25 protein-coding genes are annotated in these 26,853 nt (G+C 57.3%); 19 read left to right on the plus strand and 6 right to left on the minus strand.

Annotation, left to right across the window (positions count from 1 at the left end; genetic code table 11):
* Both AQ981_RS28200 and AQ981_RS20060 read left to right on the plus strand, forming a co-directional pair.
* A partial coding sequence (locus AQ981_RS28200; protein ID WP_249226356.1) for a hypothetical protein occupies positions 1-223 on the plus strand: 223 nt, incomplete at its 5' end.
* A 292-nt stretch (positions 224-515) separates the two neighbouring features.
* A complete protein-coding gene (locus tag AQ981_RS20060; protein ID WP_058913538.1) occupies positions 516-2,186 on the plus strand; it encodes a methyl-accepting chemotaxis protein in 1,671 nt (556 codons plus the stop codon).
* Positions 2,187-2,278: 92 nt separating this feature from the next.
* Here the strand turns inward: AQ981_RS20060 and AQ981_RS20065 are convergent, their stop codons facing one another.
* From AQ981_RS20065 to flgA, 6 genes are all read right to left on the minus strand, one after another.
* Positions 2,279-4,432, minus strand: coding sequence for a virulence factor SrfC family protein (locus AQ981_RS20065; RefSeq protein WP_058913539.1), 2,154 nt, complete (start codon positions 4,430-4,432; stop codon positions 2,279-2,281).
* On the minus strand, positions 4,429-7,377 hold the full coding sequence (locus tag AQ981_RS20070) for a virulence factor SrfB (protein WP_058913540.1): 2,949 nt from the start codon (positions 7,375-7,377) through the stop codon (positions 4,429-4,431). The genes AQ981_RS20065 and AQ981_RS20070 overlap by 4 nt, the downstream gene beginning before the upstream one ends.
* Positions 7,378-7,381: 4 nt before the next feature.
* On the minus strand, positions 7,382-8,644 hold the full coding sequence (locus AQ981_RS20075) for an SrfA family protein (protein WP_058913541.1): 1,263 nt from the start codon (positions 8,642-8,644) through the stop codon (positions 7,382-7,384).
* Positions 8,645-8,874: 230 nt separating this feature from the next.
* Positions 8,875-9,318 (minus strand): flagella synthesis protein FlgN, encoded by a 444-nt coding sequence (locus AQ981_RS20080; protein WP_058913542.1) that lies wholly within the window; start codon positions 9,316-9,318, stop codon positions 8,875-8,877.
* Between the two features lie 17 nt (positions 9,319-9,335).
* Complete coding sequence (gene flgM / locus AQ981_RS20085; protein ID WP_058913543.1) at positions 9,336-9,620, minus strand: flagellar biosynthesis anti-sigma factor FlgM; 285 nt, start codon at positions 9,618-9,620, stop codon at positions 9,336-9,338.
* Positions 9,621-9,693: 73 nt separating this feature from the next.
* Entirely contained in the window at positions 9,694-10,371 is a 678-nt protein-coding gene (flgA, locus tag AQ981_RS20090) for a flagellar basal body P-ring formation chaperone FlgA (protein WP_071608970.1), read from the minus strand.
* Positions 10,372-10,651: 280 nt separating this feature from the next.
* Here flgA and flgB point away from each other — a divergent pair, with 280 nt between their 5' ends.
* The 17 genes from flgB to cheA all read left to right on the plus strand — a co-directional run bounded on the left by flgB (position 10,652) and on the right by cheA (position 26,835).
* Positions 10,652-11,065: a flagellar basal body rod protein FlgB gene (gene flgB, locus AQ981_RS20095; protein WP_058913545.1), complete on the plus strand. Its 414-nt coding sequence runs from the start codon at positions 10,652-10,654 to the stop codon at positions 11,063-11,065.
* An 8-nt stretch (positions 11,066-11,073) separates the two neighbouring features.
* Entirely contained in the window at positions 11,074-11,478 is a 405-nt protein-coding gene (gene flgC / locus AQ981_RS20100; protein WP_058913546.1) for a flagellar basal body rod protein FlgC, read from the plus strand.
* An 11-nt stretch (positions 11,479-11,489) separates the two neighbouring features.
* Positions 11,490-12,167 carry a flagellar hook assembly protein FlgD gene (locus AQ981_RS20105; protein ID WP_058913547.1) on the plus strand — a complete coding sequence of 226 codons (678 nt, stop codon included), beginning with the start codon at positions 11,490-11,492 and terminating at the stop codon, positions 12,165-12,167.
* Between the two features lie 44 nt (positions 12,168-12,211).
* A complete protein-coding gene (gene flgE / locus AQ981_RS20110; protein WP_058913548.1) occupies positions 12,212-13,438 on the plus strand; it encodes a flagellar hook protein FlgE in 1,227 nt (408 codons plus the stop codon).
* A gap of 11 nt (positions 13,439-13,449) precedes the next feature.
* Positions 13,450-14,202, plus strand: a complete 753-nt coding sequence (locus tag AQ981_RS20115; protein ID WP_058913549.1) for a flagellar basal body rod protein FlgF — start codon at positions 13,450-13,452, stop codon at positions 14,200-14,202.
* A gap of 20 nt (positions 14,203-14,222) precedes the next feature.
* Entirely contained in the window at positions 14,223-15,005 is a 783-nt protein-coding gene (gene flgG / locus AQ981_RS20120) for a flagellar basal-body rod protein FlgG (RefSeq protein ID WP_058913550.1), read from the plus strand.
* Between the two features lie 126 nt (positions 15,006-15,131).
* A complete protein-coding gene (locus AQ981_RS20125) occupies positions 15,132-15,794 on the plus strand; it encodes a flagellar basal body L-ring protein FlgH (protein WP_058913632.1) in 663 nt (220 codons plus the stop codon).
* Positions 15,795-15,805: 11 nt separating this feature from the next.
* The gene (locus AQ981_RS20130; protein WP_058913551.1) at positions 15,806-16,927 is read left to right on the plus strand and encodes a flagellar basal body P-ring protein FlgI; all 1,122 of its coding nucleotides are present in this window, start codon (positions 15,806-15,808) and stop codon (positions 16,925-16,927) included.
* Complete coding sequence (flgJ, locus tag AQ981_RS20135) at positions 16,927-17,862, plus strand: flagellar assembly peptidoglycan hydrolase FlgJ (RefSeq protein WP_058913552.1); 936 nt, start codon at positions 16,927-16,929, stop codon at positions 17,860-17,862. Before AQ981_RS20130 ends, flgJ begins: the two co-directional genes overlap by 1 nt.
* A 115-nt stretch (positions 17,863-17,977) precedes the next feature.
* A complete protein-coding gene (flgK, locus tag AQ981_RS20140) occupies positions 17,978-19,621 on the plus strand; it encodes a flagellar hook-associated protein FlgK (RefSeq protein WP_058913633.1) in 1,644 nt (547 codons plus the stop codon).
* A 51-nt stretch (positions 19,622-19,672) separates the two neighbouring features.
* Positions 19,673-20,596: a flagellar hook-associated protein FlgL gene (gene flgL / locus AQ981_RS20145; RefSeq protein ID WP_058913553.1), complete on the plus strand. Its 924-nt coding sequence runs from the start codon at positions 19,673-19,675 to the stop codon at positions 20,594-20,596.
* Positions 20,597-20,996: 400 nt separating this feature from the next.
* Entirely contained in the window at positions 20,997-21,746 is a 750-nt protein-coding gene (locus tag AQ981_RS20150) for an RNA polymerase sigma factor FliA (protein WP_058913554.1), read from the plus strand.
* A gap of 348 nt (positions 21,747-22,094) precedes the next feature.
* Positions 22,095-22,433 (plus strand): flagellar transcriptional regulator FlhD, encoded by a 339-nt coding sequence (gene flhD / locus AQ981_RS20155; protein ID WP_058913555.1) that lies wholly within the window; start codon positions 22,095-22,097, stop codon positions 22,431-22,433.
* 14 nt (positions 22,434-22,447) lie between these two features.
* On the plus strand, positions 22,448-23,005 hold the full coding sequence (flhC, locus tag AQ981_RS20160; protein ID WP_058913556.1) for a flagellar transcriptional regulator FlhC: 558 nt from the start codon (positions 22,448-22,450) through the stop codon (positions 23,003-23,005).
* A 104-nt stretch (positions 23,006-23,109) separates the two neighbouring features.
* On the plus strand, positions 23,110-23,997 hold the full coding sequence (motA, locus tag AQ981_RS20165) for a flagellar motor stator protein MotA (RefSeq protein WP_058913557.1): 888 nt from the start codon (positions 23,110-23,112) through the stop codon (positions 23,995-23,997).
* On the plus strand, positions 23,994-24,887 hold the full coding sequence (gene motB / locus AQ981_RS20170; protein ID WP_071608965.1) for a flagellar motor protein MotB: 894 nt from the start codon (positions 23,994-23,996) through the stop codon (positions 24,885-24,887). Before motA ends, motB begins: the two co-directional genes overlap by 4 nt.
* Entirely contained in the window at positions 24,856-26,835 is a 1,980-nt protein-coding gene (gene cheA, locus AQ981_RS20175; RefSeq protein WP_058913558.1) for a chemotaxis protein CheA, read from the plus strand. The genes motB and cheA overlap by 32 nt, the downstream gene beginning before the upstream one ends.
* Positions 26,836-26,853: the final 18 nt, after the last annotated feature.

Genomic DNA, 26,853 nt, shown 5'->3' on the forward strand with positions numbered 1-26,853 from the left:
GCGCATCAGAAAAACCTCCGGCTATGCCGGAGGATATTTATTTATAAGCCGTCAGTCTCACCCACAGCTCCCGTCCCCACGCCTGTACACCGGCAAATCGCCGGTGTCGTTCAGCACGCCCGGAAATCCTTCCAGCCACTGCTTCATCTTCTTACGGTTAACGGGAGCGACGCTCAGCCCCTCGGCGCAGGCGTACAGCTCGCGGGTGTTCTTGCGGCAATGATGGTGCAATACCCGGTTAATGCAATGCCTAATGCCTGAGGGAAGGGCTGTTGTTATTATGCCGGGGGCAGGTACGGATACCACGCAGGGCGGTAACGTGTCGGGGCGCAGGACAGCGAGCCAACCGGGTCACCTGAATTTACCTGCCCGGTGGCCAAAACCTCTGGCTGGCGATCTTTGCCACGCCAACCAAAGCCAGTTTCCGTTGCTGGTTTTCTCTCTTTCCTGGTTTAGTTTTCTGCGGGCGAACCGATAGATATATACAGGCAAATCTCTCCGTGGAATCAGAAACGATGCTAAACCATATCAAAATTGTTACGAGTCTGATCGTTGCGCTGGTGTTATTCATCATCATGCAATTGGTATCTAATGGGCTATTTATTAGCTCGCTCAATCACTACAAAGATAACCTCCAGGGCATGGAGATTATTCGTCAGCAGGAGTCGAACGTCAGCAAAAGTTGGATGGATCTGCTGCAGACCCGCGCGATTATCAACCGCGCCGCGCTGCGTCATATGATGGATATGAACAATAGCGGCGCCGGCCAGACGGTGACTGAATTGCTGGAAGAAGCCGATGCCACGCTCAAACAGGCAGAAGAAGAGTGGACGCGGCATAATGCCATGGAGCATGACTCGCGTCTGAATAAGCTGGTTATTGATCAAATAACGCAGAGCTTTAACGCCTATCATTATGAACTTAACGTGCTGATTGAATTGATGAAGCAGCGCGATCTCAAGGGCGCTCTGGAACACTCAACCCAAAGTTATCAGGAGAACTTTGAGAAGAGTTTTAACCTCTATTTGCAGGAAAATTCACTGCTGCATAAACAGGTTCAGGAAGACAGTGCGCGTACTTTCCGGGCCGCGCTGTGGACACTGCTGGGGACGCTGATTGTCATCGCGCTGGCGGTTGCGCTGATGTGGTATGGAATACGCACTATTCTGCTAATCCCGCTGCATAAAATCATCGACAGCATCCGTCGGATTGCCGGCGGCGATCTGATTAGCCATATCGATGTGAACGGTAAAAATGAGATGGGGCAACTGGCCGCCAGCCTGCGCAATATGCAAAATGAGCTGGTGGGCACCGTTGGTGCGGTTCGCCGGGGCGCGGATGCTATCTACAGCGGCTCCAGCGAAATCTCTGCCGGCAATAGCGATCTCTCTTCGCGTACCGAACAGCAGGCCGCGTCGCTGGAACAAACGGCCGCCAGTATGGAGCAGCTAACGGCTACGGTGAAACAGAATGCCGAAAACGCCCAGCACGCCAGTCAACTGGCCCGCAGCGCTTCAGAGACCGCTCAACGCGGCGGCAAAGTCGTGGATAACGTTGTGGTGACCATGAAGGAGATTGCCGACAGCTCGCAAAAGATTGCCGATATTACCGGCGTGATTGACGGCATTGCTTTCCAGACCAATATCCTGGCCCTTAATGCGGCAGTGGAAGCCGCGCGCGCCGGCGAGCAGGGACGTGGTTTCGCCGTAGTAGCCAGCGAAGTACGTAACCTGGCGCAGCGCAGCGCCGAGGCGGCCAGAGAAATCAAAATCCTGATTGAAGACTCGGTGAATAAAGTGGATATCGGCTCGGCGATGGTCGAAAGCGCCGGTGAAACGATGGGGGATATCGTTAACGCGGTGACGCGGGTGACCGACATCATGGGCGAGATCGCGTCGGCATCTGAAGAGCAGAGCCGCGGTATTGACCAGGTAGGGATGGCGGTCTCTGAAATGGATCGTGTGACCCAGCAGAACGCCCGACTGGTGGAAGCCTCCGCTCTGGCTGCCGCCGCGCTGGAAGAGCAGGCGGGCAACCTGATGCACTCCGTCTCCGTGTTTCACATTGAGCAGGAAACGGCGCCGCCGGCACGCAGCAAGTCGAAATCAGAACCGCCAAAGGCCGTTGCCGCGCCGGCGCGTAAATCGCCGGTGGAAAATGACAGCGAGAGCTGGGAAACGTTTTGATGTCAGCGGGGCTACTGCGGTAGCCCCGAAAGAATGCCGCGTCATGGAGGATGAACCTCTCCCCCTGTAACGCAGCGTTTAACGATTAAGGTTTATCCGCGGGCTCCCCCGGATAAACCTTTTTTTATGTCTGTATCCTGGCACAACGCATTTAACAACTGACGTAAGGCGCGTTGCTGTATTTCACTGATGCCATGCTGCGGCGCGGCATCACTCTCCATCGCCCGGTGATACAGGGCCACCAGCCAGTCATAGAAGTAACAGGCATTCCCCTGCGCGGGCGGCTCGCCCAGTTGTGTCAGACGTCTGGCGGCACTGGCCTGCCGGGCGGGGGCGAAAACCGCGGTCTCTTTATTTACCTTGCTGCGTGGACGTAGCTCAGGTGCTATCTGCTGATAACCCAGCCAGCCGACAAAATTGTTTATCCCGTTTTCCGCACTGCTGATAGCCAGCGCCATATTGTCCTGGTGGCGCGCCACGGCGTCTTCCAGTATCGCCGGCAGTTGCAGGCGATAAGCGCTGTCAATCAGCAGATCGCACAGTGCCTGAAGGGTGGCGGCGGGCAGAGAGCATGGCGATCTCTGCGATGGATTGTGGCTGAGCTGGCGCAGGTGATTCACCCAGCGCTGATAGAGGCGACGCGAAAAACAGTTCAGCCCCTGAGCCGCCGGGGAAGGGGTGTCGTCGCTGACGAACAGATCCAGCTCCGGTAAGGCGGGTATTTGCTGCTGTTGCTGGTGTTCAAGCCAGCACTGATGGATAGTGTCGCGCGGTAGCGTCAGCCGCTCAAGGAGTTCGCTAAAGCGTGGCGCCCGGGATTGTAGTGTGCGCACCAGCGCTTTCGCTGGTTCTGCCTGCCGATCGTCGGATGCCGGGAGCAGGGCGCTGAACTGGGCGCTTATCAGGTGATTGATGGTCGCCTGAAGCTGCTGTTCGCGCTGGTGACGCGCCGGGCCCAGGGCGTTGCTCAGCCATGCGCGCAGCCGGTCCATACTGCGATCGTCCAGCGCCTGCAATGCGCCCCAGCGCTTGCCATCCCGGGTGAGATGCTGCTGGATATGGTCATCGAAATGTTGTGTCTGGCGGAAGCGGCCATCGAAAGGGGTGATAGCCCATATCAGGCGCGGGTGGGCGTTTTGATCGCCGCCGCCTGTTTTCTCCTGCCAGCGAGTCAGCGCCGCTGCCGCTGCTGGCGTATCATGCTGATCGCTGGCTGCGTTGCATATGAGCAGCATATCGGGCTGTTGGCGCTCGCTGTACTCTTCCAGTCGGTCGACGGGTATATCAATGATGTCGACATCCGCCAGCGCGCCGGGTTGACTCAGCGTGAAAGTCACACCGGCGCAAATTTCGCGCAGCGCCCGGCGGTTGATACTCTGACACGGCTGTACTTGCTGGCGTTGCAGCGGGCAGACGGCGACTTCGCTATCCGGTCCGCCGGGGCCGGCCTCGCTGGCGCAAAGAAAATCCTCAGCATCGTCCAGCGCCAGGCTGGCTGGCGCCAGCGCTTGCGGCGCATTGCCCAACTGAATCAGCGCCCGCGACTGTCTGTGCCAGCAGGCGCTGATTTGTGCATCTTCTCCCCACAACAGCGCCAGCAACGCGGCGCGATCGCCGGGCGCCAGCCAGGCGGCCAGATCGGCCATGCGGTACAGCAGGCCGTCATCCGCCTGCTGCCCGCCGGGAATGGCTGTCTGGTAGCGTTGGGCGACGCTGGCGAACTGCGCCCGGGTCATACCGGCGACCGGCTGTGGCTGGCGGCGCTGTTGCAGAGCATGGAGTCTGGCAGACATCGCGCTGGCCGGGATAAGTTGCGCGTCGCGGCGGGAGTGATAGCGGGTGACCAGGCGCTGCGCCAGTTGATACTCGCTGAATAGCTCAAGCAGTAGCGGAAAACCGTCGATGCGCGGCGGCGCTGTGTCGGTAAAGCGTACCGCTATGCTGGCCGCCGGGCCGCGATGAATATGCTGTAAGTAATCGAACGTTTGATCGCCCAGCGTCACCCCCAGCCGATCGCTATTTTCCGCCAGCAGAGCGTTCAGCAAATGGCGTTTACTGGCCGTCGCGTGGCCGTAAAGCCCGAGGGTCAGCGGCGTGACGGACAGCATCGCCAACTGTTGGTGCTGGTGCTGCAACTGCGCCAGGCGGCCCAGACGGCCATCGGCTTCCGCATCCAGGTAAGCGCAGTGCTGGCGTACATGGCTTACCCAGTCGGCAAGCTGTTGAGGTGTGGTAGATGGCTTCATTTCAGGTATACATTCCCGCTATCAATCCAGTAATGGCTGGCGCGCCGATCGCCACCGGCAAGGGTGTTAAGCTTCAGGCTGAGTTGCTCAAGTGCGACCGGGGTACCGTCCTGCATCCAGGCCCCGGCGAGGGCGAAACCGCCCTGCGGCGGATCATAACGGAGGCTGACCGACAGCGTCCCGGCGGCGGCGATATCCTTTGCCAGCTCTGGCGAGTTGATCCGCAGTTGATACAACGCAGAGGCCGGCCAGCGTTCATCTTCCAGTTGGCGGAATCCCAGCGTGGCGTTACCGCGCAGAACAAAGCGTCGCGACGTATCCAGCGTTGCCTGAGGATCGTCCAGGTCGACATCCTGATACCAGACGTTTTGGGCGCTCAGCGTGGGGCTACCGTCCAGCACCCCGAGATGGCGCACCGTGGAATAGGCCTGAATATCGGCGGTTTTGAAGTTGAAACCCGGCAGCCGCAGATCTTTCGCCAGACTACAGAGCATGGCGCCGAGGGCGGCGCTGGTCTTGGGATTAACCATCCGTCCCTGGTGGGCGAACGGCAGGCGCTCATGAACCGGGATACTATCCAGCCACAGCAGGCGTTTCGCCGGAACCGGTTGTAAAGCGCGCACCAGCGCTTTCACCCCCGGCAGACTGGCGGGGCGGCCGGTGATCAGCAGAACATCGCAGCAGTAGTGGTGAATGACTTCGCACAGGGATTTCAGCGGCGCCGCCAGGGACATGCGCCCGCTGTGCAGGGCATCGTCCAGAGACTGTATATCCACCTGCAACGGGACATCCAGCAGATTGAACGCCGCCGCCTCCGGCGCCAGCGTTTGCTGCAGATAGTTCAGTACATTTTCAGTTGGCGCATCGGGGAGCCATTCGCCAATGCGTCCCGGCAGCGGCGCGTAACTGTTCTGCGAGTCGCTTTGTTCCCAGCGGGCGAGAATCGCCTGTCCCAGTGGTATCAAAATCTGCAGGGTGGTTTGCTGGCGCAATATCTGGCGATTGCCGCTGTGCCCCGCATCGCCGAACAACCGGGTCATCGCGGTCTGCGGATCGGCAATCCCCGCGGCGTGCATCGCCTGTTCAATGGCGGGCAGTACGCACAGTTGAATCACATCCAGCAGGATATCGTCCCCGGCCAGCTTAAAACCCTCACGGAACAGCAGTCGCGGAATGATTTTTACGTTGCTTCCGACGCCGTCATCAAGTTGATATTGGGTAATCGCCATATCGGTGGTACCGCCGCCAATATCAATCGACGCGCAGCGCAGGGTGCTGCCCGGCGGCTCGTCGGCGGCCAGCAGTCGGTCCGGGCGCGCCAGATTGCGGAAACACTCGCCGCTGTGGCCGGCGTAGTGACGCTGTACTTCGTTATACAGCCACACCAGTTGACCGCAGGTCGCTTCATCCCATTCCATATGGATGCCAGGCAGCGGCACGCTGCTGTTGTTCTGTGCACCGTCCGGGAACAGAGCATCGTCGTGGGGATGCCAGCCCATCCCCTTCCAGACCAGGGCGATGGCTTCCTGCATCCGCCGGTGAAAAATTTCCCGCTCCTGCTTCGGCATCGCCGAGGGGAGCGTAAGAATCAGCTGGCGCAGCTGGCGGGGGGACGCGGGTAGCCCCATGCGGCGGCGGTGGGCAACGCTGTTGATTTGCGACAGCGCCTGGGCCAGTAGTTCACACAGCATCTGGGTCATCAGCGAGCTGCGGCTGTAAAGCGGAGTGAAAACCGGCAGGCGTCGGGACAGCGGCTGGCAATAGAGCGGCTGGCCATCGTCATCTATCAGGTTGGTCAGGGGCATTGCCATGGCCGGAAGTTCGCGATGTGACGCGTTCGTTGACTGACCGAAGCGCCAGGGCTGGCGGGCGGGCGAGTCATCCCACAGATAGCGCCGCGGGCTGGAGAGTCCGCTGGCGCCGTCGCTACCGCTACGCCGGGTGGCGAGGCGCAGCGCCTCTTCCCCGGTACGCGCCATGGAAGGCCAGATAAAGGCCTGCTCGCGCCCGCTTTCCATTGAGAAATTCGCTTTGCCGAATTTCGCTTCGCTGAACTCGAGATAGCTGGAAAACAGCGCCTCACTGATCCGATGCGGCTCGCTGAGCGAGCGGATCCGCAGCTCGGTGCTTTGGTTCAGGCCGCTGTTCTGCTCACCGTGATCTTCGGTCAGAATACCGCAGGTGTGGGTGTTGCCGACATCCAGCACCAGATCGACGGGGATGGCCGGGGTATGAGGCGTTTCACCGATCAGTTTGACTTCCGGCACCTGTAACTGGCAGACCAGAATTTCCAGTAAATTGAGATAGTGCGCCTGATATTCAAACGTTTTCATGGCGCTGGCGAGGTCGTTCTCGCTGCGGCCCTCCTGCTGGCTGGCAAACTGGATAAATATCTCCCGTAACCAACCGTCGACCCAGGTTTGATCGAGGAAATCACTGACGTCGCAGTTGTGCATCGCCAGCGCGAAATGGACGCCGTTACGCACATCGTCGGCGCCAGGGGCCAGCGTGGCCGGGCAGCCGGCGTCGTCGGCAATCCGGGTATCAAAGGCCAGCGTCATATGTACGGTATTGCCGGCGGCATCCGGGGTATCCAGACGCCGTAATTGCATACGGACCCAGTTGGCGGGGCCGTCGGTTAAGCAGTGCCCGGCATTGACCCGCAGGCAAGGGAGCGGCAGCCAGACGCCGTCCAGCACCTGGAGTGAATAGTCATGAGCATAGCTTTTTTCCGGTCTGACGATTTCGGTCTCGCCGTCGTTCAGTCCGGGAAGGGTGAATTTGCCTGATTGTTGGCAGTAATCCAGCCGCAGCAATGGGCCGTTGGCGCTCTGGCGGACAAAATTACCCGTTTTACCGGCGGTGGCCGCGGGAGACAGCGCGAAGTCGAGGAACTGAATGCCGCTGTTTTGAATCAGGGTGATGGCCGATGGATTATGGATCATAGCGCTATTTCCCCACTTTTCTGAAGGTCACCGGGACGACGGTTCCTCCCTCATAGCGGGCGGAGCAGCGCGCCGCGCCCTCCAGCCCCTGAGTACAGATCACTTCCGGCACAGTAAAGCGGCTACCGTCGCTGCATCGCGCCCGGGCGCGTGGTTTAATCACCAGATTGCCGGACTGCATCAGCCCGGCGTGAATCTCGCTACGGCAGGTAATGCCTTCGCCATGGGTCAGACGCAGAGTGCCGTTGTTATTGTTGATTTGATAGCGCAGCACCGGCGGTTTGCCGCCAATGGCGTCGCTGAATTCCACGGTGGCGCGCCAGGCGCCGTTGAGAAAACGGGTCGTTCCCGCTTTAACCGCCTCAGCCGGCAGTACCAGCGCATCTTTGGCGACCGGCGGCGGCGCGGACGGGAGCGCCTGAGCCGGGGAGGGCGGCGGCGCGCTTACCTGGGCGGGCTGGAGCGGCAGAGTGTCGTTCAGCACCGGCAGGACAGGGCGCGCTACAGGGGCAGGCGACACAGGCGTCGCGGCGGGGGGCTGCGGCGCGAGTGCCGGCGCCAGCCAGTACCACGCCAGCGACAGACCGATTGCCAGTAACGTTAGCGCGACGCCAGGGAGCAGTATCCGCCGCCGCGGGTTGGGCGACGGCGATGACGGCTGTGGCGGAAATGGGCACGGCGCAGGCGGCGTTTGTGCGGCTGGCTGCGGCGGCTGGCTCCGGGGGGCGATAGTTGCTGGCGGCGCCGGTTCCGCCGGCGGCGTGAATTCCTCGGGTGGCGGTTGCAGACTGGCGCGCAGGCAGGCCAGCGCATCTTGCTCACGCGGCGCGTTCTGGCGGCTGAAGCCCCAGAAAGTGATCACCGGGCGGCCATCAACCAGATAAATGTGCTGGCTGGCCGGGAAGCGGAAAATATTTTCCAGCAGCATCCCGACGCGCTGGAGAGCCGGTTTCTCCGCCTCCAGGCACTGCTGGATGAGCAGTGCTGCCGCCTGCATTGCGCGCTCCAGATAATCCAGCGCCTGAATACGCTGTGACTCACTGGCGGCATTCCAGGGGACCACTTTGCCGGCGCCGGGAGCGTACCAGTCCACTTTGTCGCCGCTATCATCGGTCTGTGGAATGGCAAGGCAGTCCGCCAGCGACTGTTGTTGCCGGAGCCTTAGCGTTTCGCGGATTTGTCGTGCCGAATCGAATATTGTCTGGCCGTTTTCACCCAGCGCGAGAAAATCATTGATGCTGCCGCTGCGCAGTAATGTTTTTGCCACTGATTAACCCTGGTCTGTTTTGCTTTACGGAAGCGAGGTCGGGTTAGTTTAACGGCTTTAATTAAAAAATAATTGCCGGGAAACGCCGGAAGATCCGCTGAAAATGGCGGTTAATAAACCCATTGGCGTGGTTGAATTGATCGTGACGGGCTTTAGCGGTGCCGGAGGGGAAAAAAAGAAGCTTCATAAAAAGCACTGAAGCTTCTGGTGGTAAACGCGACGCGAGTGCGTTAAATACTCAGATTATAAATTTTTCCGGAAAGCGTTTTTTTCTCCTCGCCCTGTGGGTTATAGAGGGTAGCGCGATCGCCTGCTTTATTAAGCATGGCCTGTAACTGCGTACTCTTCTGCATATGCATCTCAAGCAGAACATAAATATCCTGATTCGCGCGGTTGGCGTTATCGGCGCAGCGGGAGATTTTTTTCCAGCGCGCGGCAAAGAGCTTATGTTGATGATAAGGCGCAGAAATATGCAGGCGCTGCTCTTCACGGACGCGCAACTTATCGTAATGGCTAATGGTGGATAACAAGCGGCTTTTGTTATCGGAAACTATCTGCAATAAAACCGGGTTAATTTGCGGCCGTCTTAATTGCTCCATCTCTTCGGTGATTACTGTTTCAAGTTCTGTCATTGAGTCCTGCATTTTCACCAGAATCGCGTGTAATTTTTCCATGGCGGTATGCTCGGTAGTTAAGAAAACTGAAGAATATCCTGCAGTAAAGACTGCGCGATTTTATCGCTATCGCCTGGCAGTTCGCCGGCCGCGATGGCGGCTTTAATGGCGGCAATGCGTCCGGGATTGATATCCTGCGCATGCTCGTTATCTATTTGCCGGGTCAGCGTACTGAGCTGCACCCGGGTTGCGCACGGTGAATGACCGAACGGCGCGAAGGATGAGGCGCTGTTTTTACTGCCCAGGGCCACATCATGCTGAGCATGGCCGGGCGTTACCGGGGTGATGCGATCTATGCTCATAAATCATCCTCGCCGTCAATCGTTCATCATGGTGTCTGTAACTCTATATCGGCGTAATTAGGATAAACTAAAGTCACCGGGCAAGATAAATCGTCGCTTTGCCGGCGGAGACGGCTTTCCCGGTGACAATTTGCCCGGAGCGGGTCCGGATACGCAGAGTTTGATCTAAGGCGGCGTTATCCAGTGCGGTACCGGTGGTGCGGATAGTAAATCCCTCTCCGGTCGCCAGTAGCTCAATATGATCCCCGGTTCTGACCTTCCAGCGTTGCCGTAGCTGGCTCTCCACCAGCGGCTGACCGGGCGAGAGTACGCGTGTGGCGATGCGCCCGACAATGTCCGCTTTATTCAGCGCCAGCTCAGCCGGCAGGCTATCCATCACGCCCTGCTGCGGCTGTAAATCTTGCGCCTGAATGGCTTCCCCGGCGCGGATCGTGCGATTCGGCGTCCACCACTTCCCGTGGGCATTGATCCGTACCTGAATGAACCGACGCTGTGCGCCGCACCGGGCGATAACGCTGCGATTACCCGCCAGACGTTTATCACTGCCGCTCAGGGATAAAGTGGGATTATCGCACAGCCCGGCCAGCTGTTTTTCAGGGGTCAGTAGCGTAACACTGCGCGTGATGCCTGATGTCTGGTCGCGGTTAAACAGGCTGCTGATTTGCGCCAGTAGCGGCGTTTCGCCGGCCCTGGCGCCATGGCTGACCATTAGCGCGACGGCACAGAGCACTAAACGATTACGGTACCACATGAATACCTCTGCCTTATTTCGCAGGCGATCTCCGGCCGGCATGAAATTACGCTTCAGGACGAGTACAGGCCAGGGATTATATATTAATGCGCTATTTGGCTAAGCGGTAAAATGCCATCGGTTTTGTCGCCATATTGATGGTATTAATTCGCGGTGATTTCCTGATATGGGCGAGTAAGCCAAAAGCGGTTACTTTTGTTCTATTTTCAGGTTATCGGATTCGTCCGACGCTATTTATTATGTCAATGTGGTTTTTAATTAAAAAAGAGGCGCCAGGCGGATGCTCGATAAGCTTGAACAATCACTTCAGTTCCAGCAACAGGCATTGGGTCTGTTGAACCGACGGCAAAATATTTTAGCGTCGAATATCGCCAATGCGGATACTCCAGGCTACCAGGCCAGGGATATTGATTTCGCGGCGCAGCTGAAAAAAACGCTGGCGAAACAGCCGCCTGTTCAGCACGCGGTGCATCTGACGATGACCTCCGGGAAGCATATTGCGGGGCGTGCGGCGGTGGTGAATAATCATCCGTTGCTGTATCGCATTCCCGATCAGCCGAGCGCAGACGGTAATACGGTCGATATGGATCGTGAACGCGTCAGTTTCGTAGATAACAATATTAAATATCAAACCAGCTTAACCATGCTCGGCGCACAGATTAAGGGCATGATGAGCGTTATCAGTCAGGGTTAATTATTATTATGTCGCTATTTAGCATATTAGATATTTCTGGCTCCGCAATGGCGGCGCAATCCCAGAGGCTGAATGTCAGCGCCAGTAATATGGCCAATGCCGACAGCGCTGTTGGTCCCGACGGTAATCCTTATCGCGCTCGCCAGGTCATATTTCAGGTTAATAGCGCCCCCGGGCAGTCGACCGGCGGCGTACGGGTGAGCGAAGTGGTGGAGAGCAGCGCGCCGGATCGCCTGGTGTACCAGCCGGGTAATCCGCTGGCGGATGCCCAGGGCTATGTACGGATGCCCAACGTCGATGTGGTCGGCGAAATGGTGAATACCATCTCCGCTTCCCGCAGTTACCAGGCGAATGTGGAAGTGATGAACAGCGCCAAAGCGCTGATGCTGAAAACACTGACGCTGGGTCAATAAGGGAGAACGTTATGGCCGTTTCACCCATCATCAATGAGAGCAATATCGCCGCCCGCCAGCGTGGCGCCATGGGGGATAGCGTTGAGGATCTGATGAATAACTTCATGACCCTCCTCGTCGCCCAGATGCAGAATCAGGACCCCACCAATCCAATGGATAACAACCAGCTTACTTCGCAACTGACGCAGTTTCAGACGGCGGCGGGAGTACAGCAACTGAATTCGACGGTCAATACCGTCGGTATGCTGGTGACCAGTATGCAGCAGATGAACGCCACGCAGTGGATTGGCCGCAGCGTATTGCTGGAAGGGGATACCACCGTCTCTAACGCCGAAGGCGGCAACCAGACGATGGCATTTTCAGCCAGCGGCGATGCTGACGTGGTCAATGTCATCCTGACCGATGCCCAGGGCAACGCCTGGACTGCCGAACTGAAACCAGTGAAGGCCGGCGTCCAGCAATTCACGCTGGACAGTCTGGATAACTTCCAGCCCAGCGACCCGCGCACCATCGAAAACGGCGTGTTCAGCGTGTCGTACAGCGCCGCCAGCGCCGATGGCAGCACGCCGGAAATCGTGGCGCTGAAAAAAGCGCAGGTTCAGGGCGTCTCCTACACCCCAACGGGGGCGGTGCTGGAACTGGGCCTGCAGGGCAATGCCACTCTCGGCGAGATTTATCTTGTTGAGTAATCAGATTATCAGCCAATTCACATTCTGCGTCAGGAAGAAGAGATATGAGCTTTTCACAAGGACTTAGCGGTCTTAACTCGGCGTCAAAAGCGCTGGATGTCGTCGGTAATAATATTGCCAATTCCCAGACGGTAGGTTTCAAATCGGGGGCGATTGCCTTTGCCGATGTCTTTGCCGGGTCACAGATTGGGATGGGGGTCCAGGTCGCCGGCGTGAATCAAAACTTTAGCGACGGGGTGCTCGGCCAGGGCAACAGTAATCTGGACATGGGCATTTCCGGCAACGGTTTTTTCCGACTGGTGAATGAAGCGGGCAGTGTGTTTTATAGCCGCAACGGCCAGTTTAAAAACGATCACAATGGCTACATCATTAATAACCAGGGGATGTACCTCACCGGTTACCAGGCGACGGGGACACCGCCGACTATTCAGGCCGGGGCGGCCGTCGGGCCTATCCGGATCCCGACCGGGCAGATGCCGGCCAATGCCTCCACCAGCGGTTTTATGAAGGGGAATCTTGATTCGGGAACCGCTATCGTCGACACCGGGGCCAGGCCCTTCGACCCGGCAGATCCGCAAAGCTATAGCTCAGTAAGCCAGATGAACGCTTACGACAGCCTCGGTAATAAACACACCATCAATGTGTACTACGTGAAAACCGCTGATAACCAGTGGACGGCGTACTCCAGCGATACCACATCGCCGTTGCTGAACGCCGGCGGTGAGCCGCAGTACGCCGCGACGCAAATCGCCTTTAACGCATCCGGCCAGTTAACCACTAATCCAGCGCAACTGGCGGTACGCAGCGCCGGCTACAACGGCGCCGATGCGCTGGATTTTATGCTGAATCTGGACGGTATGACGCAGCAGGCCAGCGATACCGCGATGGACAGCCCGGGGACTAACGGTTATGCGCCGGGGTTGATGAACGGTTATGTGGTGGGCGATAACGGCCAGGTGATTGCCTCCTACAGCAACGGCGAGAAGCAGATTCTCGGCCAGGTGGTGCTGGCGAATTTTACTAATCCAGGGGGCCTGGCGTCGGAAGGGAATAACTGCTGGTCGGAAACCCCGCAGTCCGGTCAGCCGGTTACCGGTATTTCCGGCACCGGTAACCTCGGCACGCTCTACGGGAACCGGCTGGAAGCGTCGAATGTGGATCTCAGCCAGGAGATGGTCAACATGATTGTCTACCAGCGCAACTACCAGTCCAACTCGCAGACCATCCGCACTCAGTCTGAAATCCTTCAGACCCTCGTCAATCTCGGTTAACGGCGGGAATTATGGATCGCGCAATTTATACCGCTATGGGGGCCGCCAGTGCGGCCCTTCACCGCCAGGCTGTTACCTCCAACAATCTGGCCAATGCCGCGACTCACGGGTTTCGCGCCCAACTGGCGGCGCATCGCGCTGTGCCGGTACAGGGCCCGACTCTGCCGACGCGCGCGCTGGTGGCCGAATCCACCCCCTGGCACGACGACAGCATGGGGCCGGTCAATTACACCGGGCGCAACCTCGATGTCGCGCTGCCGCAAAACGGCTGGCTGGCGGTGGCGCTGGCCGATGGCAGCGAAGCCTATACCCGCAGCGGCAATATTGACGTGGACAGCGAGGGTCAGTTGCGGGTACGCGGATTCGCCCTGCTGGGCGACGGCGGGCCGATTGCGGTGCCGCCGCAGTCGGAAATTACCGTCGCCGCGGACGGCACGCTGTCCGCGCTGGGCGCCGGGGACGATCCCAGCGCTCTGGCGCAGGTCGGGCGTATCAAACTGGCGCACGCCGCGATATCGGCGATGCGTCAGGGGGATGACGGTTTGTTTCACGCCATCGCTGAGGCCAATGACGGCCAGACCATCCTGCCCGCCGATCCGCAACTGAAATTGATCCCTGGCGCGCTGGAAGGCAGCAATGTCAGTCCGGTGAAAGCCATGGTGGATATGGTCGCTACCGCGCGCAGTTTTGAGATGCAGATGAAAGTGATCGGCACCGTGGATGAGAACGCCCGGTCCGCCAATCAGTTACTTACTATCAGCTAACCGGTCAGGAGATATTGTTCATGATCCGCTCTTTATGGATTGCCAAAACGGGCCTCGAAGCTCAGCAAACCAACATGGATGTCATTTCCAACAACCTGGCGAACGTGGGAACCAACGGTTTTAAACGCCAGCGCGCGGTGTTCGAAGATTTGCTCTATCAGACGCTGCGCCAGCCGGGAGCGCAGTCTTCGGAGCAGACCACGATTCCTTCCGGGCTGCAACTGGGAACCGGGGTGCGCCCGGTCGCCACTGAACGCATCCACAGCCAGGGAAGCCTGACGCAAACCAACAACAGTAAAGATATTGCGATTCAGGGGCGCGGTTTTTTCCAGGTGCAACTGCCGGATGGCAGCACGGCGTGGACCCGCGATGGCTCTTTCCAGTTTGATCAGAACGGCCAACTGGTGACCTCCAGCGGTTACCTTATCCAGCCGGCGATCACTATCCCGCAGGATGCCAATACCCTGACCGTGGGCGGCGACGGGACCGTCAGCGTGACGATTGTCGGCCAGACGGCGCCACAGCAGATAGGCCAGTTAACCCTGGCGACGTTTATCAATGATTCCGGGCTGGAAAGCATTGGCGAGAATCTTTATCTCGAGACCCAGGCTTCCGGCGCGCCCAATGAATCGACGCCGGGGTTGAACGGCGCGGGCAGGCTTAATCAGGGGTTTATCGAAACCTCGAATGTCAATGTCGCTGAGGAGCTGGTGAACATGATCCAGACCCAGCGCGCCTATGAGATCAACAGTAAAGCCGTGTCGACATCCGATCAGATGTTACAGCGCTTGATGCAACTTTAATCGCCGCCCTGAAAGCGGTCCGGTCATTTCTCCGGAGGTTTTCAGGGTAGCCACATCCCGGTAACTGCTATGAGAAATCGCGTCTGTCGCGCTCTTCGCCTTCCGCGCCTGAGCCTGTTTGTGCCGATGGTGCTGGCTGTGAATCTGTCCGGCTGCGCCTACGTGACGCAAAAGCCGCTGGTGACTGGCGAGACCAGCGCCAGCCCGATGCCGGCGGCCCCTGCGGCGGCGAACGGGTCTATTTTTCAGGCCGGTCAGGCGATGAATTATGGTTATCAGCCGCTATTTGAAGACCGGCGTCCGCGCAATGTCGGCGATACCCTGACCATCGTGCTGCAGGAAAACGTTAGCGCCAGTAAAAGCTCCTCGGCGAATGCCAGCCGCGCCGGCAGCGCCGGGCTGGATTTTAAAACCACGCCGCGCCTGCTGGACGGCCTGTTCGGCAATGAACGGGCGAATGTCGCGGTCAGCGGGGATAGCGGTTTTAACGGTAAAGGCGGCGCCGCGGCGCAGAATACTTTCAGCGGCACCATTACCGTGACGGTGCGCCAGGTACTGGAGAACGGCAACCTGAGCGTCATTGGCGAAAAGCAGATCGCCATCAACCAGGGTACCGAATTTATTCGTTTTTCCGGCGTGGTGAATCCCCGCACCATCAGCGGCAGTAACACGGTGATATCCACCCAGGTTGCCGATGCGCGCATTGAATATGTCGGCAACGGTTATATCAATGAAGCGCAGCGGATGGGCTGGCTACAGCGCCTGTTTCTCAACGTTTCACCTTTCTAGTGAACGGACTAATGAAAAATTCTTGCCTGATACTCTGTCTGAACCTGCTGTGCGCCGGGATGGGCGCGTTGCTGCCATCGCCGGCGACCGCGGAGCGGATTCGCGATTTGACCACTATTCAGGGGGTACGCAGCAATGCGCTGATGGGCTATGGGCTGGTGGTGGGGCTGGATGGCACCGGCGACCAGACCATGCAAACCCCTTTTACGACCCAGAGCCTGAATAACATGCTCTCGCAACTGGGGATCACGGTGCCGCCCGGCACCAATATGCAGCTTAAAAACGTCGCGGCGGTGATGGTGACCGCCGAACTGCCGCCGTTTGCCCGCGCCGGGGAAAAAATCGATGTGGTGGTCTCCTCAATGGGCAACGCCAAAAGCCTGCGCGGCGGTACGCTGCTGATGACGCCGCTCAAAGGGGTCGATAACCAAATTTATGCCCTGGCGCAGGGCAATCTGCTGGTGTCCGGCGCCGGCGCCCGGAGCGGCGGCAATAGCACCCAGAGTAACCAGCTTAACGGCGGGCGTATCAGCGGCGGCGCCACGGTAGAGCGCGAGGTGCCGATGAGCTTCGGGGATCAGCACGTGGTGCGCCTGCAGCTTAATGACGGGGATTTTGCCCTGGCGCAGCAAATCAGCGATGAGATTAACCGGCGCTTTGGCGGCGGGATCGCGGTAGCGGAAGATGCCCGGGTGATAAAACTGTTCGCGCCGACCGACAGCGCCGCCCGGGTGCGTTTCCTGGGCGAAGTACAGAATATGCCGCTGCAGGTTGGGCCGATGGAGGCGCGGGTGATTGTCAATTCCCGAACCGGCTCGGTGGTGATGAATCGTCATGTCTCCCTGACTGCCTGTGCGGTCGCTCAGGGGTCGCTAACCGTGGAGGTGGCGCAAACCAGCCAGGTCAGCCAGCCGGATACGCCGTTTGGCGGCGGCCAGACGGTGGTCACTCAGGAGACCCAGGTCGCGGTGCGCGAGCAGGGCGGTTCGCTACAAAAGGTGAATACCAGCGCCGACCTTAACAGCGTGATACGGGCGCTCAACACCTTAGGCGCCACGCCTGGGGAACTGATGTCGATTCTGCAGTCGATGAAAAGCGCCGGCTGTCTGCGCGCGAAGCTGGAGGCCAATTGATGACCCGTATGACGCCAGGTAAGGCGGCGGCGTTTGATGTCCGGGCGCTGGACGCCCTGCGTCGCACCGCCAGAGAGACCCCCCGGGAGGGGATCCGCGCCGTCGCTGAACAAATGGAAGGCCTGTTTGTTCAGATGATGCTCAAAAGTATGCGTGAAGCCTCCGTGAAAGGCGGGCTGTTTAACAGCCAGCAGACCGGGATGTTTACGGCGATGTACGATCAGCAGATTTCCCAGGATATTGCCGCTCAGGGCCGGCTGGGTTTTGCCGAATTGATTACCCGGCAGATGGGGGGGGAGGAAGCGGCAGCGCCGGACAGCGCGCGAGCGCTGACGGAGGGAGGGCTGGCGCAGCGGGTGGCGTCGCGCTATGCGCCCGTCGTCCGCGAGGCGGCGCAGGAGAGCGGCGCGAGGCGCGTCGTCAGCGCGCGCGCCGGCAGCAAAGGATTTATCGCCCGGATGATGGGACCGGCAATCGCCGCTGCGAAAAAAAGCGGCGTGCCGCATCAGTTGATTATTGCCCAGGCGGCGCTGGAATCCGGGTGGGGAAACCGGGAGATCCTGACCCGCGACGGCAGGCCCAGCCATAACTTATTCGGCATCAAGGCCACGCCGGGCTGGAAAGGCGCGACCACGGAGATAACGACCACCGAATATATCGACGGGCGGGCGCAAAAAGTGAAAGCGGCGTTTCGGGTCTATGGTTCTTATTCCGAAGCGCTGGCCGACTACGCCGCGCTGATCGCCGGCAATCCGCGCTACCAGCGGGTTAAGGAATCCACCACGCCGGAGGCCGCGGCCCACGCGCTGCAGTCCGGGGGCTATGCCACCGACCCTCACTATGCAAAAAAACTGATCTCGGTGATGCAACAAATTAAAGGAAATGTTAACCAGGCATTAAATGCCTACAAAAACGATCTTTCTTCATTATTTTAACCGGCTGGCGTTTTAGTTAATGGCGCTTGAGCCGATTAATAACTGAAGAGGGGCCTTTTCCGTTGCGGGATAAGCGGCTTAATCCTGTCGATACTGAAACAGAGCGTTGGATATTATGAATCTTATGTACCTGGCCCAGAGCGGCCTCAGCTCCGCGCAGTCGGCGCTGAATGTTGTCGGTAACAACCTGAGCAACGCCATGACGCCGGGCTACAGTCGCCAGAGCATTATGCTGGGTGAAGCCGGGGGAAAAGCGACCGGGATTGGCTTCTTCGGTTACGGCGTGCAGATTAACGGCGTTCAGCGCGCCTATGATGGTTTTATCAATAATCAGGTTCGCGGCGCGGCCGGTGAATATCAGGCGCTGGCCGGACGCTATGAGCAACTCAGCCAAATCGATAATATGCTGGGCGATGATACCGTTAATCTTTCGGTTTCTATGAATAACATCTTCTCCGCCGTGGAAAAAATGAGCAGCGATCCGGTGAATCAGGCCGCTCGCCAGGAGACGTTATCCCAGCTTCGGGCTACCGCTTATCAATACCAGAGCAGTAGCAAATCGCTCAACGGGCTGGAAAAAAACACCAACACCCAGATAACCCAAAGCGTGGATGACATTAATGCCAGCGCCGAACAGCTGGCGAAACTGAATCAGCAAATCAGTAAAATCCATGCCCAAACCGGTACCGTGCCCCTTGACCTGCTCGACCATCGCGATCGGATGCTGGACACGTTAAACGGCCAGATTGGCGTGCGGGTCATCGAAAACCCGACTACCGGCTGTGTCGATGTGACCATGGCCAACGGCCTGCCGCTGGTCAACGGCGATCGCGCCTGGTCGCTGGAGGCCGCGCCATCTCCGGAAAACCCGAATAAAATCGTGGTCAGTTACGTGGATGCCTCCGGCAACGCCCTGGCGCTGGATGAACAAAAAGTGACTACCGGCAAGCTGGGCGGGCTGTTCAAATTCCGCAATCAGGATCTGGAAGACGCCCGCAACCAACTGAATATGCTGGCCCTGCAAATGGCTAATCGCTTCAATGAGGTCAACGAAGCCGGCTACGATTTGCAGGGAAATCCCGGCGGCCCGCTGTTTACCTTCGGCGAACCGCAGGCGCTGGTCAATGGCAATAATGCCGGCGACGCAACGCTGGCGGTGAGCTACAGCGATATTTCCCGGGTGCAGGCGCAGGACTACATCATTACCTTTAAAGGCCCGGAAAAGAGCGACTGGCAGGTGAGCCGCCGCGATGGCAGCGAGGTCCCCACCACCACGGGGCCGGATGGCGAGTTAATGTTTGAAGGCATGGCCTTCAAACCGCAGGGAACCCCACGGCCGAATGACAGTTTTATGCTCAATCCGGTTGCCGGGGTGGCGGACAATCTCAGCGTGGCGATTAGCGATGGTAGCCAGATAGCGGCTTCCTCTTCCGCGGATGCGGATGAGGAAAGCAACAATGAGAATATTAAAAAGCTGATCGCCATTAAAGATGAGGCGCTGCTGGGGAAAGCCACTCTGACCGAGGCCTATGCCAGTCTGGTCAGTTCGGTGGGAAGCGCGATGACGGCGCTGAAGGCCAATGCCACCACCAGCGCAAAGGCGCTGGAAGCCGTGCGTTATCAGCAGCAGGCGGTATCCGGCGTGGATATCAATGAAGAGTACATCAACCTGCAGATGTTCTCGCAGTATTACCAGGCGAATGCCCAGGTTTTACAAACCGCCACCACGCTGTTTGACACCATTTTAAGTATCCGTTAATGCTGCCGCGCTGCTCAGGGGCGCGCAGGTAACAACAGGAAGGAGTGGGCGATGCGTCTTAGTACTCACTATATGTACCAAAGCAATATCGACAGCTTATCCCGGGCGATAAGCGACGGTAATGATATCTATCTGCGTCTCTCGTCAGGGCAGATTTTACTGAAACCTTCTGACGATCCCGCCGGGGCTTCCCAGGCGGTGGTGTATCAGAACGCGCTGGCGTCCATCAGCCAGTATGACACCGCGCGGATGTACGCCATGGACGCGCTGGCGCAGCAGGATAACGTACTGAACTCTGTCGCCAGTATGATGACCGGAAATCTGGCGGAAAAGATTGTCGCCGGCGGTAACGGAACCTATTCCGATGCCGACCGCCAGGCGCTGGCCACGGAGATTGAGGGGATCCGCAATAACATGATGGATCTGGCTAACAGCAAGAACAGCAACGGGCGCTATATCTTTGCCGGCTATAAAACTGGTACTGCGCCATTTCTGGAGGATGGCAGCTATCGCGGCGGCGATACGGCCATGACCCAGATGGTGGCGGATAGCACGGAGATGAAAGTGGGGCATACCGGGCGCGATGTTTTCATGAGCGGCAGCCAGCACGACATTTTCGCGGCGCTGGATAAGGCGATAGCGGCGCTGAACCAACCGGTGGTCGACGATAGCGACCGCGAAGCGCTGCAGGCGACCCTTGATGCGGTCAACGTCTCTGTTTTGCAGGGAATTGACAATCTGGGGAAATGCCAGGCGGAGATCGGGACCAATCTGCAGCATATTGAAGCGTTAAGTTACAACGCCGACACGCAAAAGATCTCGCTACAATCGCGTCTTCAGCAAACCGTCGGGTCTGATCCGGATTCGATGATTACTCTGGTGTCGCAATCAAAAATGTCGGAGTTTGCCTTGAGTTCGTCGATGATGGTATTCCAGACCATGCAGCAGATGTCGATATTTAATATCTTGCGTTAGTCATTATTAAACTCAACGGTAGTTTGCGAAAATAATGTCAATTATATGTTGTTGGGATGTTGTATAAAGCGGTGTGAAAGGATTTTGATTTTTATTATTAAAGGCGTTTTTTAATGATTGAATAGCGAAGTTGCGCTTTTTTTGTGCTCTTTTCTACGGCGGGATCCAGGAATTTTCTGGTAATGGATTTTTTTATTCAGAACTGATTCTGGTGATAATGGTAAATTAATTTCCCGGGTTATCAGTTTACGGTATTTTTTACCATTTAGTCCGGGTTATTCTTTACAAAGCAAAACGTGATATAGCGAAATAGCCATTAATACTCGAGCTTATCAGGCTGTTTGATTTTTAGGTTATCAATAATAATTGGCCAATGTCTTGCTGCTGGAATAATGTTACGATGAACGGTCTTTATACTCCCGGCGGGGTGATGGATAAAAATGAACTCTGGACCCGCTATGGGTCGCTGGTTCGCCATGAAGCGCTGCGCCTGCAGGCGCGGCTACCCGCCAGTGTTGATTTGGATGATTTGATACAGGCCGGGGCAATGGGATTACTGGTCGCTATTGATGATTTTGATCCTGGTAAAGGCATTGGTCTTAGCACCTGGATAACCCAACGGGTGCGCTGGGCGTTGATGGATGAGCTGCGGGAGCGGGACTGGGTGCCGCGGCGCGTGCGCACTAACGCCCGGGAGATGACCGCGGTGATTCAGCGGCTTGAGCAACAGAGCGGTCAGGCGGTGACGGAAGCGCAAGCCGCGGCGGCCATGGGGGTATCGCTGCGTGAATACCAGCAGATGCTGGCCGATACCAACAGCAGCCAGCTTTACTCCCTCGATGAGTTAATGGAAACATCGACAGGCGGCTTTGAACAGGCGAATGCGCACAGCGAGCAGCTTAATCCGTTGCATACGCTGACCATGAAAAAGCTCCAGAAGCAGATTGTCCATGAGATCAATCTGCTCCCGGAAAGAGAGCAACTGTTGCTTAATCTCTATTATCAACAAGAACTGAATATGAAAGAGGTAGGGGCAGTATTGGGGGTGACGGAAACCCGGGTTAGCCAGTTACATAGTCTGGCTATTAAGCGACTGCGGGCGCGGCTTGATATTGCCGTCGAGGAGTCCAGGCGGCGCAGAACGCGGTAATTGATCAGACCGCTGACGTGAATAAGAGCTCAGGAATTCTCAGTGTTTGTCAGTCTGCTTTACAGTTATTTGCAATATAGCGCCAGGGGCGTTTAATTGTGGTTTAAGAATGCGTGTTATCGCGAATTTTTTAATGGCTGTTGATGGCAATAAAATTAATTTGCTTACCATGATTTTGTCACGATAATTGGTTTGTGACCTGAAGTCATAAAATATGCATGGAACGATCGGAAGTACACACGGAAGTAATGATAACTCGGGTGATTTTAACTGTTCTTAATATGTAACCTGATTATTGTTGTTAATTTCCAGGCGGAAATTACACGTGGTATAAATCTGAGGAATAAAATGCATCTCGATGAACAAACCCGAAGCATTCATGATATCAACCTGTCTTATTTGCTGCTCGCTCAGCAGTTAATCCGTGAAGACAAAATTGCCGCGGGATTCCGCCTTGGCCTGCCGGAAAAAATGATTGATAGCTTAAAAGATCTCGCGTTGCCGCAGTTGATAAAACTGGCGTCAACCAACCAGCTTATTTGCCGCTTGCGGGTGGATAACGAAATGGTAGTCGATTTGTTGACCAAAGAGTCGCGCATTGACGCGTTACAGCAAATTCATACCGGGATCATTTTATCCACCGACCTGCTGAATTCGCTTTCCGAGCAAGAAGTTCCAGCTGTCTGACCGGGTGACCAGCTATGAGTGAGAAAAGTATTTTAGAAGAGATCAAAGAAGTACAGATCGCCATGGCGCTGATCTCCTTTGGCGCCCGGATGCAGGTGCTGGAGAGTGAAACCAGCCTGAGTCGCAGGCGCTTGCTGAAATTGTATAAAGAGCTAAGAGGGTGTCCGCCGCCGAAGGGCATGCTGCCGTTTTCCGAAGACTGGTTTATGGCGTGGGAGCAAAATATCCACTCCTCGATGTTTTACAACATCCACCTGTATATCCAGAAAACCGAAAACTGTCGCCCGATTGAAGCGACGGTGAAAGCGTATCGCCTCTATCTGGAACAGTGCCCGGTGGTACCCGGTGCTAAGCCGGTACTGGGGCTGACCCGGGCCTGGACCCTGTTGCGTTTTATCGACTGCGGCATGATTGAGCATACCGAATGCAGCAATTGCGGCGGCGGTTTTGTGGTCACGGCGCAACATGCCAGACAGCCTTTCACCTGTAGTTTATGTTGCCCGCCCTCCCGGGCAATGAAGAAAAACAAGCTGTATGACATTCAGGCCGCGCAGAGCCGGGTAGCCCGTTAACGCGGGTTTCCGGCAGCGCCGGCACGGATAGGGGCGCATACACGTCATGGTAATCGAGAGTAACCAGCCGCCGGGGCGGGCGTTAACGTTATTGAGGAGTTCATGTGCTAGTTATTGTGGGTTATCTGGTGGTGGTTTTGACGGTCTTCGGCGGCTACATGCTGAGCGGCGGGGCGCTGGGAGCGCTGTATCAACCGCTTGAGCTGTTGATTATCGGCGGCGCCGGGATCGGCGCTTTTATCGTCGGCAATAACGGTAAAGCGATTAAGGCGACGCTCAAGGCGCTGCCGCGCATGTTTAAACGCTCCTCATACACCAAAGCGCTGTATCTCGATCTGCTGGGAATGCTGTATCTGCTGTTAAGCAAAGGGCGGCAAAACGGCATGATGTCGCTGGAAAACGAAATTGAAGATCCGCAAAACAGCGCCATTTTTTCTGCTTACCCACGCCTGATGGCCAACCCGCAACTGATGACTTTCGTCACGGATTATTTGCGTCTGATGATCAGCGGCAATATGAACGCGTTCGAAATCGAGGCGTTAATGGATGAAGAAATTGAAACCTGCGAACACGAACAGGATGTGCCGGCCAGTAGCCTGAATGCGCTCGGGGATGGGCTACCGGCGTTCGGTATTGTGGCCGCGGTCATGGGGGTGGTGAACGCACTGGCCTTTGCCGATCGTCCGGCGGCGGAGCTGGGGGCGCTTATCGCCCATGCCATGGTCGGGACGTTTCTCGGTATTCTGCTGGCCTACGGGGGCGTTTTGCCGCTGGCGACGCTGTTGCGCCAGAAGAGCAGCGAAGAGATCAAAATGCTGCAATGTATCAAGGTGACGCTGCTGTCCAGCGTTAATGGCTATGCGCCCCAGATAGCTATCGAATTTGGCCGTAAGACGCTCTTTTCCAGCGAACGTCCGTCGTTCAGCGAACTTGAAGAGCACATCCGCCAGGTGAAAAGTGTTGGCAGCGGCGCGACGGAACGCGCGTCATGAGTAACAATAGCCACCCGGTGGTGGTGCGCCGGCGTAAAGGGCATAAGCATGGCCACCATGGCGGCTCCTGGAAGATAGCCTACGCCGACTTTATGACCGCCATGATGGCCTTTTTTCTGGTGATGTGGCTGCTGGAGACCTCCACGCCCCAGCAGCGCCAGCAGATTGCCGAATACTTCAAAATGCCGCTTAAAGTCGCTATCAGCCATGGCGATAAGGCCAGCCTGAGCGAAAGCCCGATCCCCGGCGGCGGCGATGATTTTCTCCGTCAGGACGGCGAAATGCTCCGGGAAACCCTGCAGAAGCTCGACAGGCAAAGGAACCTGCAAAATTTACAACATGCCCGTGAAAAGCTGGAATCGCTGATTAAAAGCGATCCGCGGCTGAGCAACTTCCAGTCGAATTTACTGTTGTCGCTTACCGATCAGGGGTTGCTGGTGCAGATTATCGACAGTCAGGAGCGGCCGATGTTCAGCGTCGGCAGTTTTACCCCTGAACCCTACATGCGCGACATTCTCCAGGCGCTGGTGCCGGTCCTCAACGATCTGCCGAACCGTATCAACCTTACCGGTCATACCGACTCGTTACCTTATTCCGGCGGCGCCGTGGGTTACAGCAACTGGGAACTGTCGGCCGATCGCGCCAATGCGTCGCGCCGGACCATGGCGGCGGCGGGGCTGGCGCAGGGCAAATTTCTGCGGGTGATCGGTACTGCGGATACCATGCGCCAGCCGGGAACCGAGCCGGACGATCCGCGTAACCGGCGGATCAGCATTCTGGTTCTCAGCCGGGAAAAAGAGAAAGCGATTTTGTCTCAGGACACTGTCCCCCCGCACCGGGTTGCCGAAGCGCTGGCGGATGTGGCCACCATTAAGAAGAAAGGCGAATAACGTGGACGTGAGTGATTTTTATCAAACCTTTTTTGCGGAAGCGGATGAGTTGCTGGCCGAGATGGAGCGTCATCTGCTGGCGCTGGATTGCGCCTCGCCGGATCAAGAGATACTCAATGCTATTTTTCGCACCGCCCATTCGATTAAAGGCGGGGCGGGGACGTTTGGTTTTTCCGTTCTCCAGCAAACCACGCATCTACTGGAGAATTTGCTCGATGATGCCCGCAGCGGTCAGCGGCGGCTGAGCGGTGAGATGATTAATCTGTTCCTGGAAAGTAAAGATATTATGCAAGAGCAGCTCAATGCCTATAAAGCCTCTGTAGAGCCCGATCCGGACGCCTTTCAGTATATCTGCGAGGCATTACGCCAGCTGGCGCGGGATGAAGCGCCTGTGCCAGCGCCTGCGCCGGCGCCGCCCGTGGAACCTGTCAGCCCGCAGGATGGGCGAGATTTGCAGGTTTGCCTCAGCGGCCTGCAACAGGCCGAATATTCCCTGATGATTGAAGAGCTGGGCAATCTCGGGGCTATCCGCGATCAACAGCAGCAGGACGGGACATTGAATGTGCAGTTGCACACCAGTGTCGCCATTGATGATATCTGCGCGGTGCTCTGTTTTGTACTGGAGCCCGGGCAAATTGCTATCAGCGAGCTAAGCGCCGCGCCTCCTGCGCAGGCCGCCGCGGCCCCGGACAGCGCTGGCGCCGCGGCGCCGCAGGCGGCGCAAAGGGTGAAACCGGCAACCCGGGCTGGAGCGGCGGAGTCCGGCAGCGTACGGGTCGCGGTGGAAAAAGTCGACAGGATTATTAATCAGGTCGGGGAGCTCATTATTACTCAGGCCATGCTTTCACAGCTCTCCGGCTCTCTGGATCCGGCGCAGCATGACGGCTTAATCAGCAGCATCGCCGAGATGGAGCGCAATGCCCGCGATCTGCAGGAGTCGGTGATGTCGATACGCATGATGCCGATGGAGTTTGTTTTCAATCGTTTTCCGCGTCTGGTGCACGATCTGGCCGGTAAGCTGAATAAAAAGGTCGAGCTGACGATGACCGGCGGCTCGGTTGAGCTGGATAAGAGCCTGATTGAGCGGATTATCGATCCGCTTACCCATCTGTTGCGCAATAGCCTCGATCACGGCATTGAATCCGCGGAGCAGCGCCGGCAGCAGGGAAAACCTGAAACTGGTCAGTTGACGCTGTGCGCCGGGCACCACGGCGGGAACATCATTATTGAGGTGATTGACGATGGCGCCGGTCTGAATCGGGAAAAGATCCTCGACCGCGCCCGCGCCCAGGGGATGACGCTCAGTGAAAATATCAGCGATGAAGAGGTGTGGATGCTGATTTTTGCCGCCGGCTTTTCCACGGCGGAAAAGGTGACGGATGTGTCCGGGCGCGGCGTCGGTATGGACGTGGTACGGCGTAATATTCAGGAGATGGGCGGCCATGTTGAGATTGATTCGCGGCCCAACAAAGGCTCGACTATCCGGATTATTTTGCCGCTCACGCTGGCCATTCTTGACGGTATGTCCGTTCAGGTCGGCGAGGAAATTTATGTGCTGCCGCTCAGCACGGTGATGGAATCGCTGAAACCGGCGGAAAATGCGCTGTTCCGTATGGCCGGCGATGAGCTGGTGCTGCAGGTGCGCGATGAGTATATCCCGCTGATTGAGTTATATCAGGTATTCGACATCCCTGACGCTTCGCGACAACCCTGTGACGGGGTGGCGGTGATAGTGCAAAGCGCCGGCGGCCATTACGCCCTGTTGGTAGACCGGCTGATCGGCCAGCATCAGGTGGTAGTGAAAAATCTTGAGCAAAACTACCGCAGGGTACCGGGTATTTCTGCCGCCACGATCCTCGGCGACGGGAATGTAGCGTTGATTCTGGATATTGCCGGGCTGGTTGCGTTGAGCAAGCAAAAGCGGCAGAGAGAAAAAACGATTTTATAACGTGGTAGCGAAGGTAAC

Origin of the sequence: Entomohabitans teleogrylli, from assembly GCF_001484765.1 — a bacterium.
GTDB lineage: Bacteria > Pseudomonadota > Gammaproteobacteria > Enterobacterales > Enterobacteriaceae > Entomohabitans > Entomohabitans teleogrylli.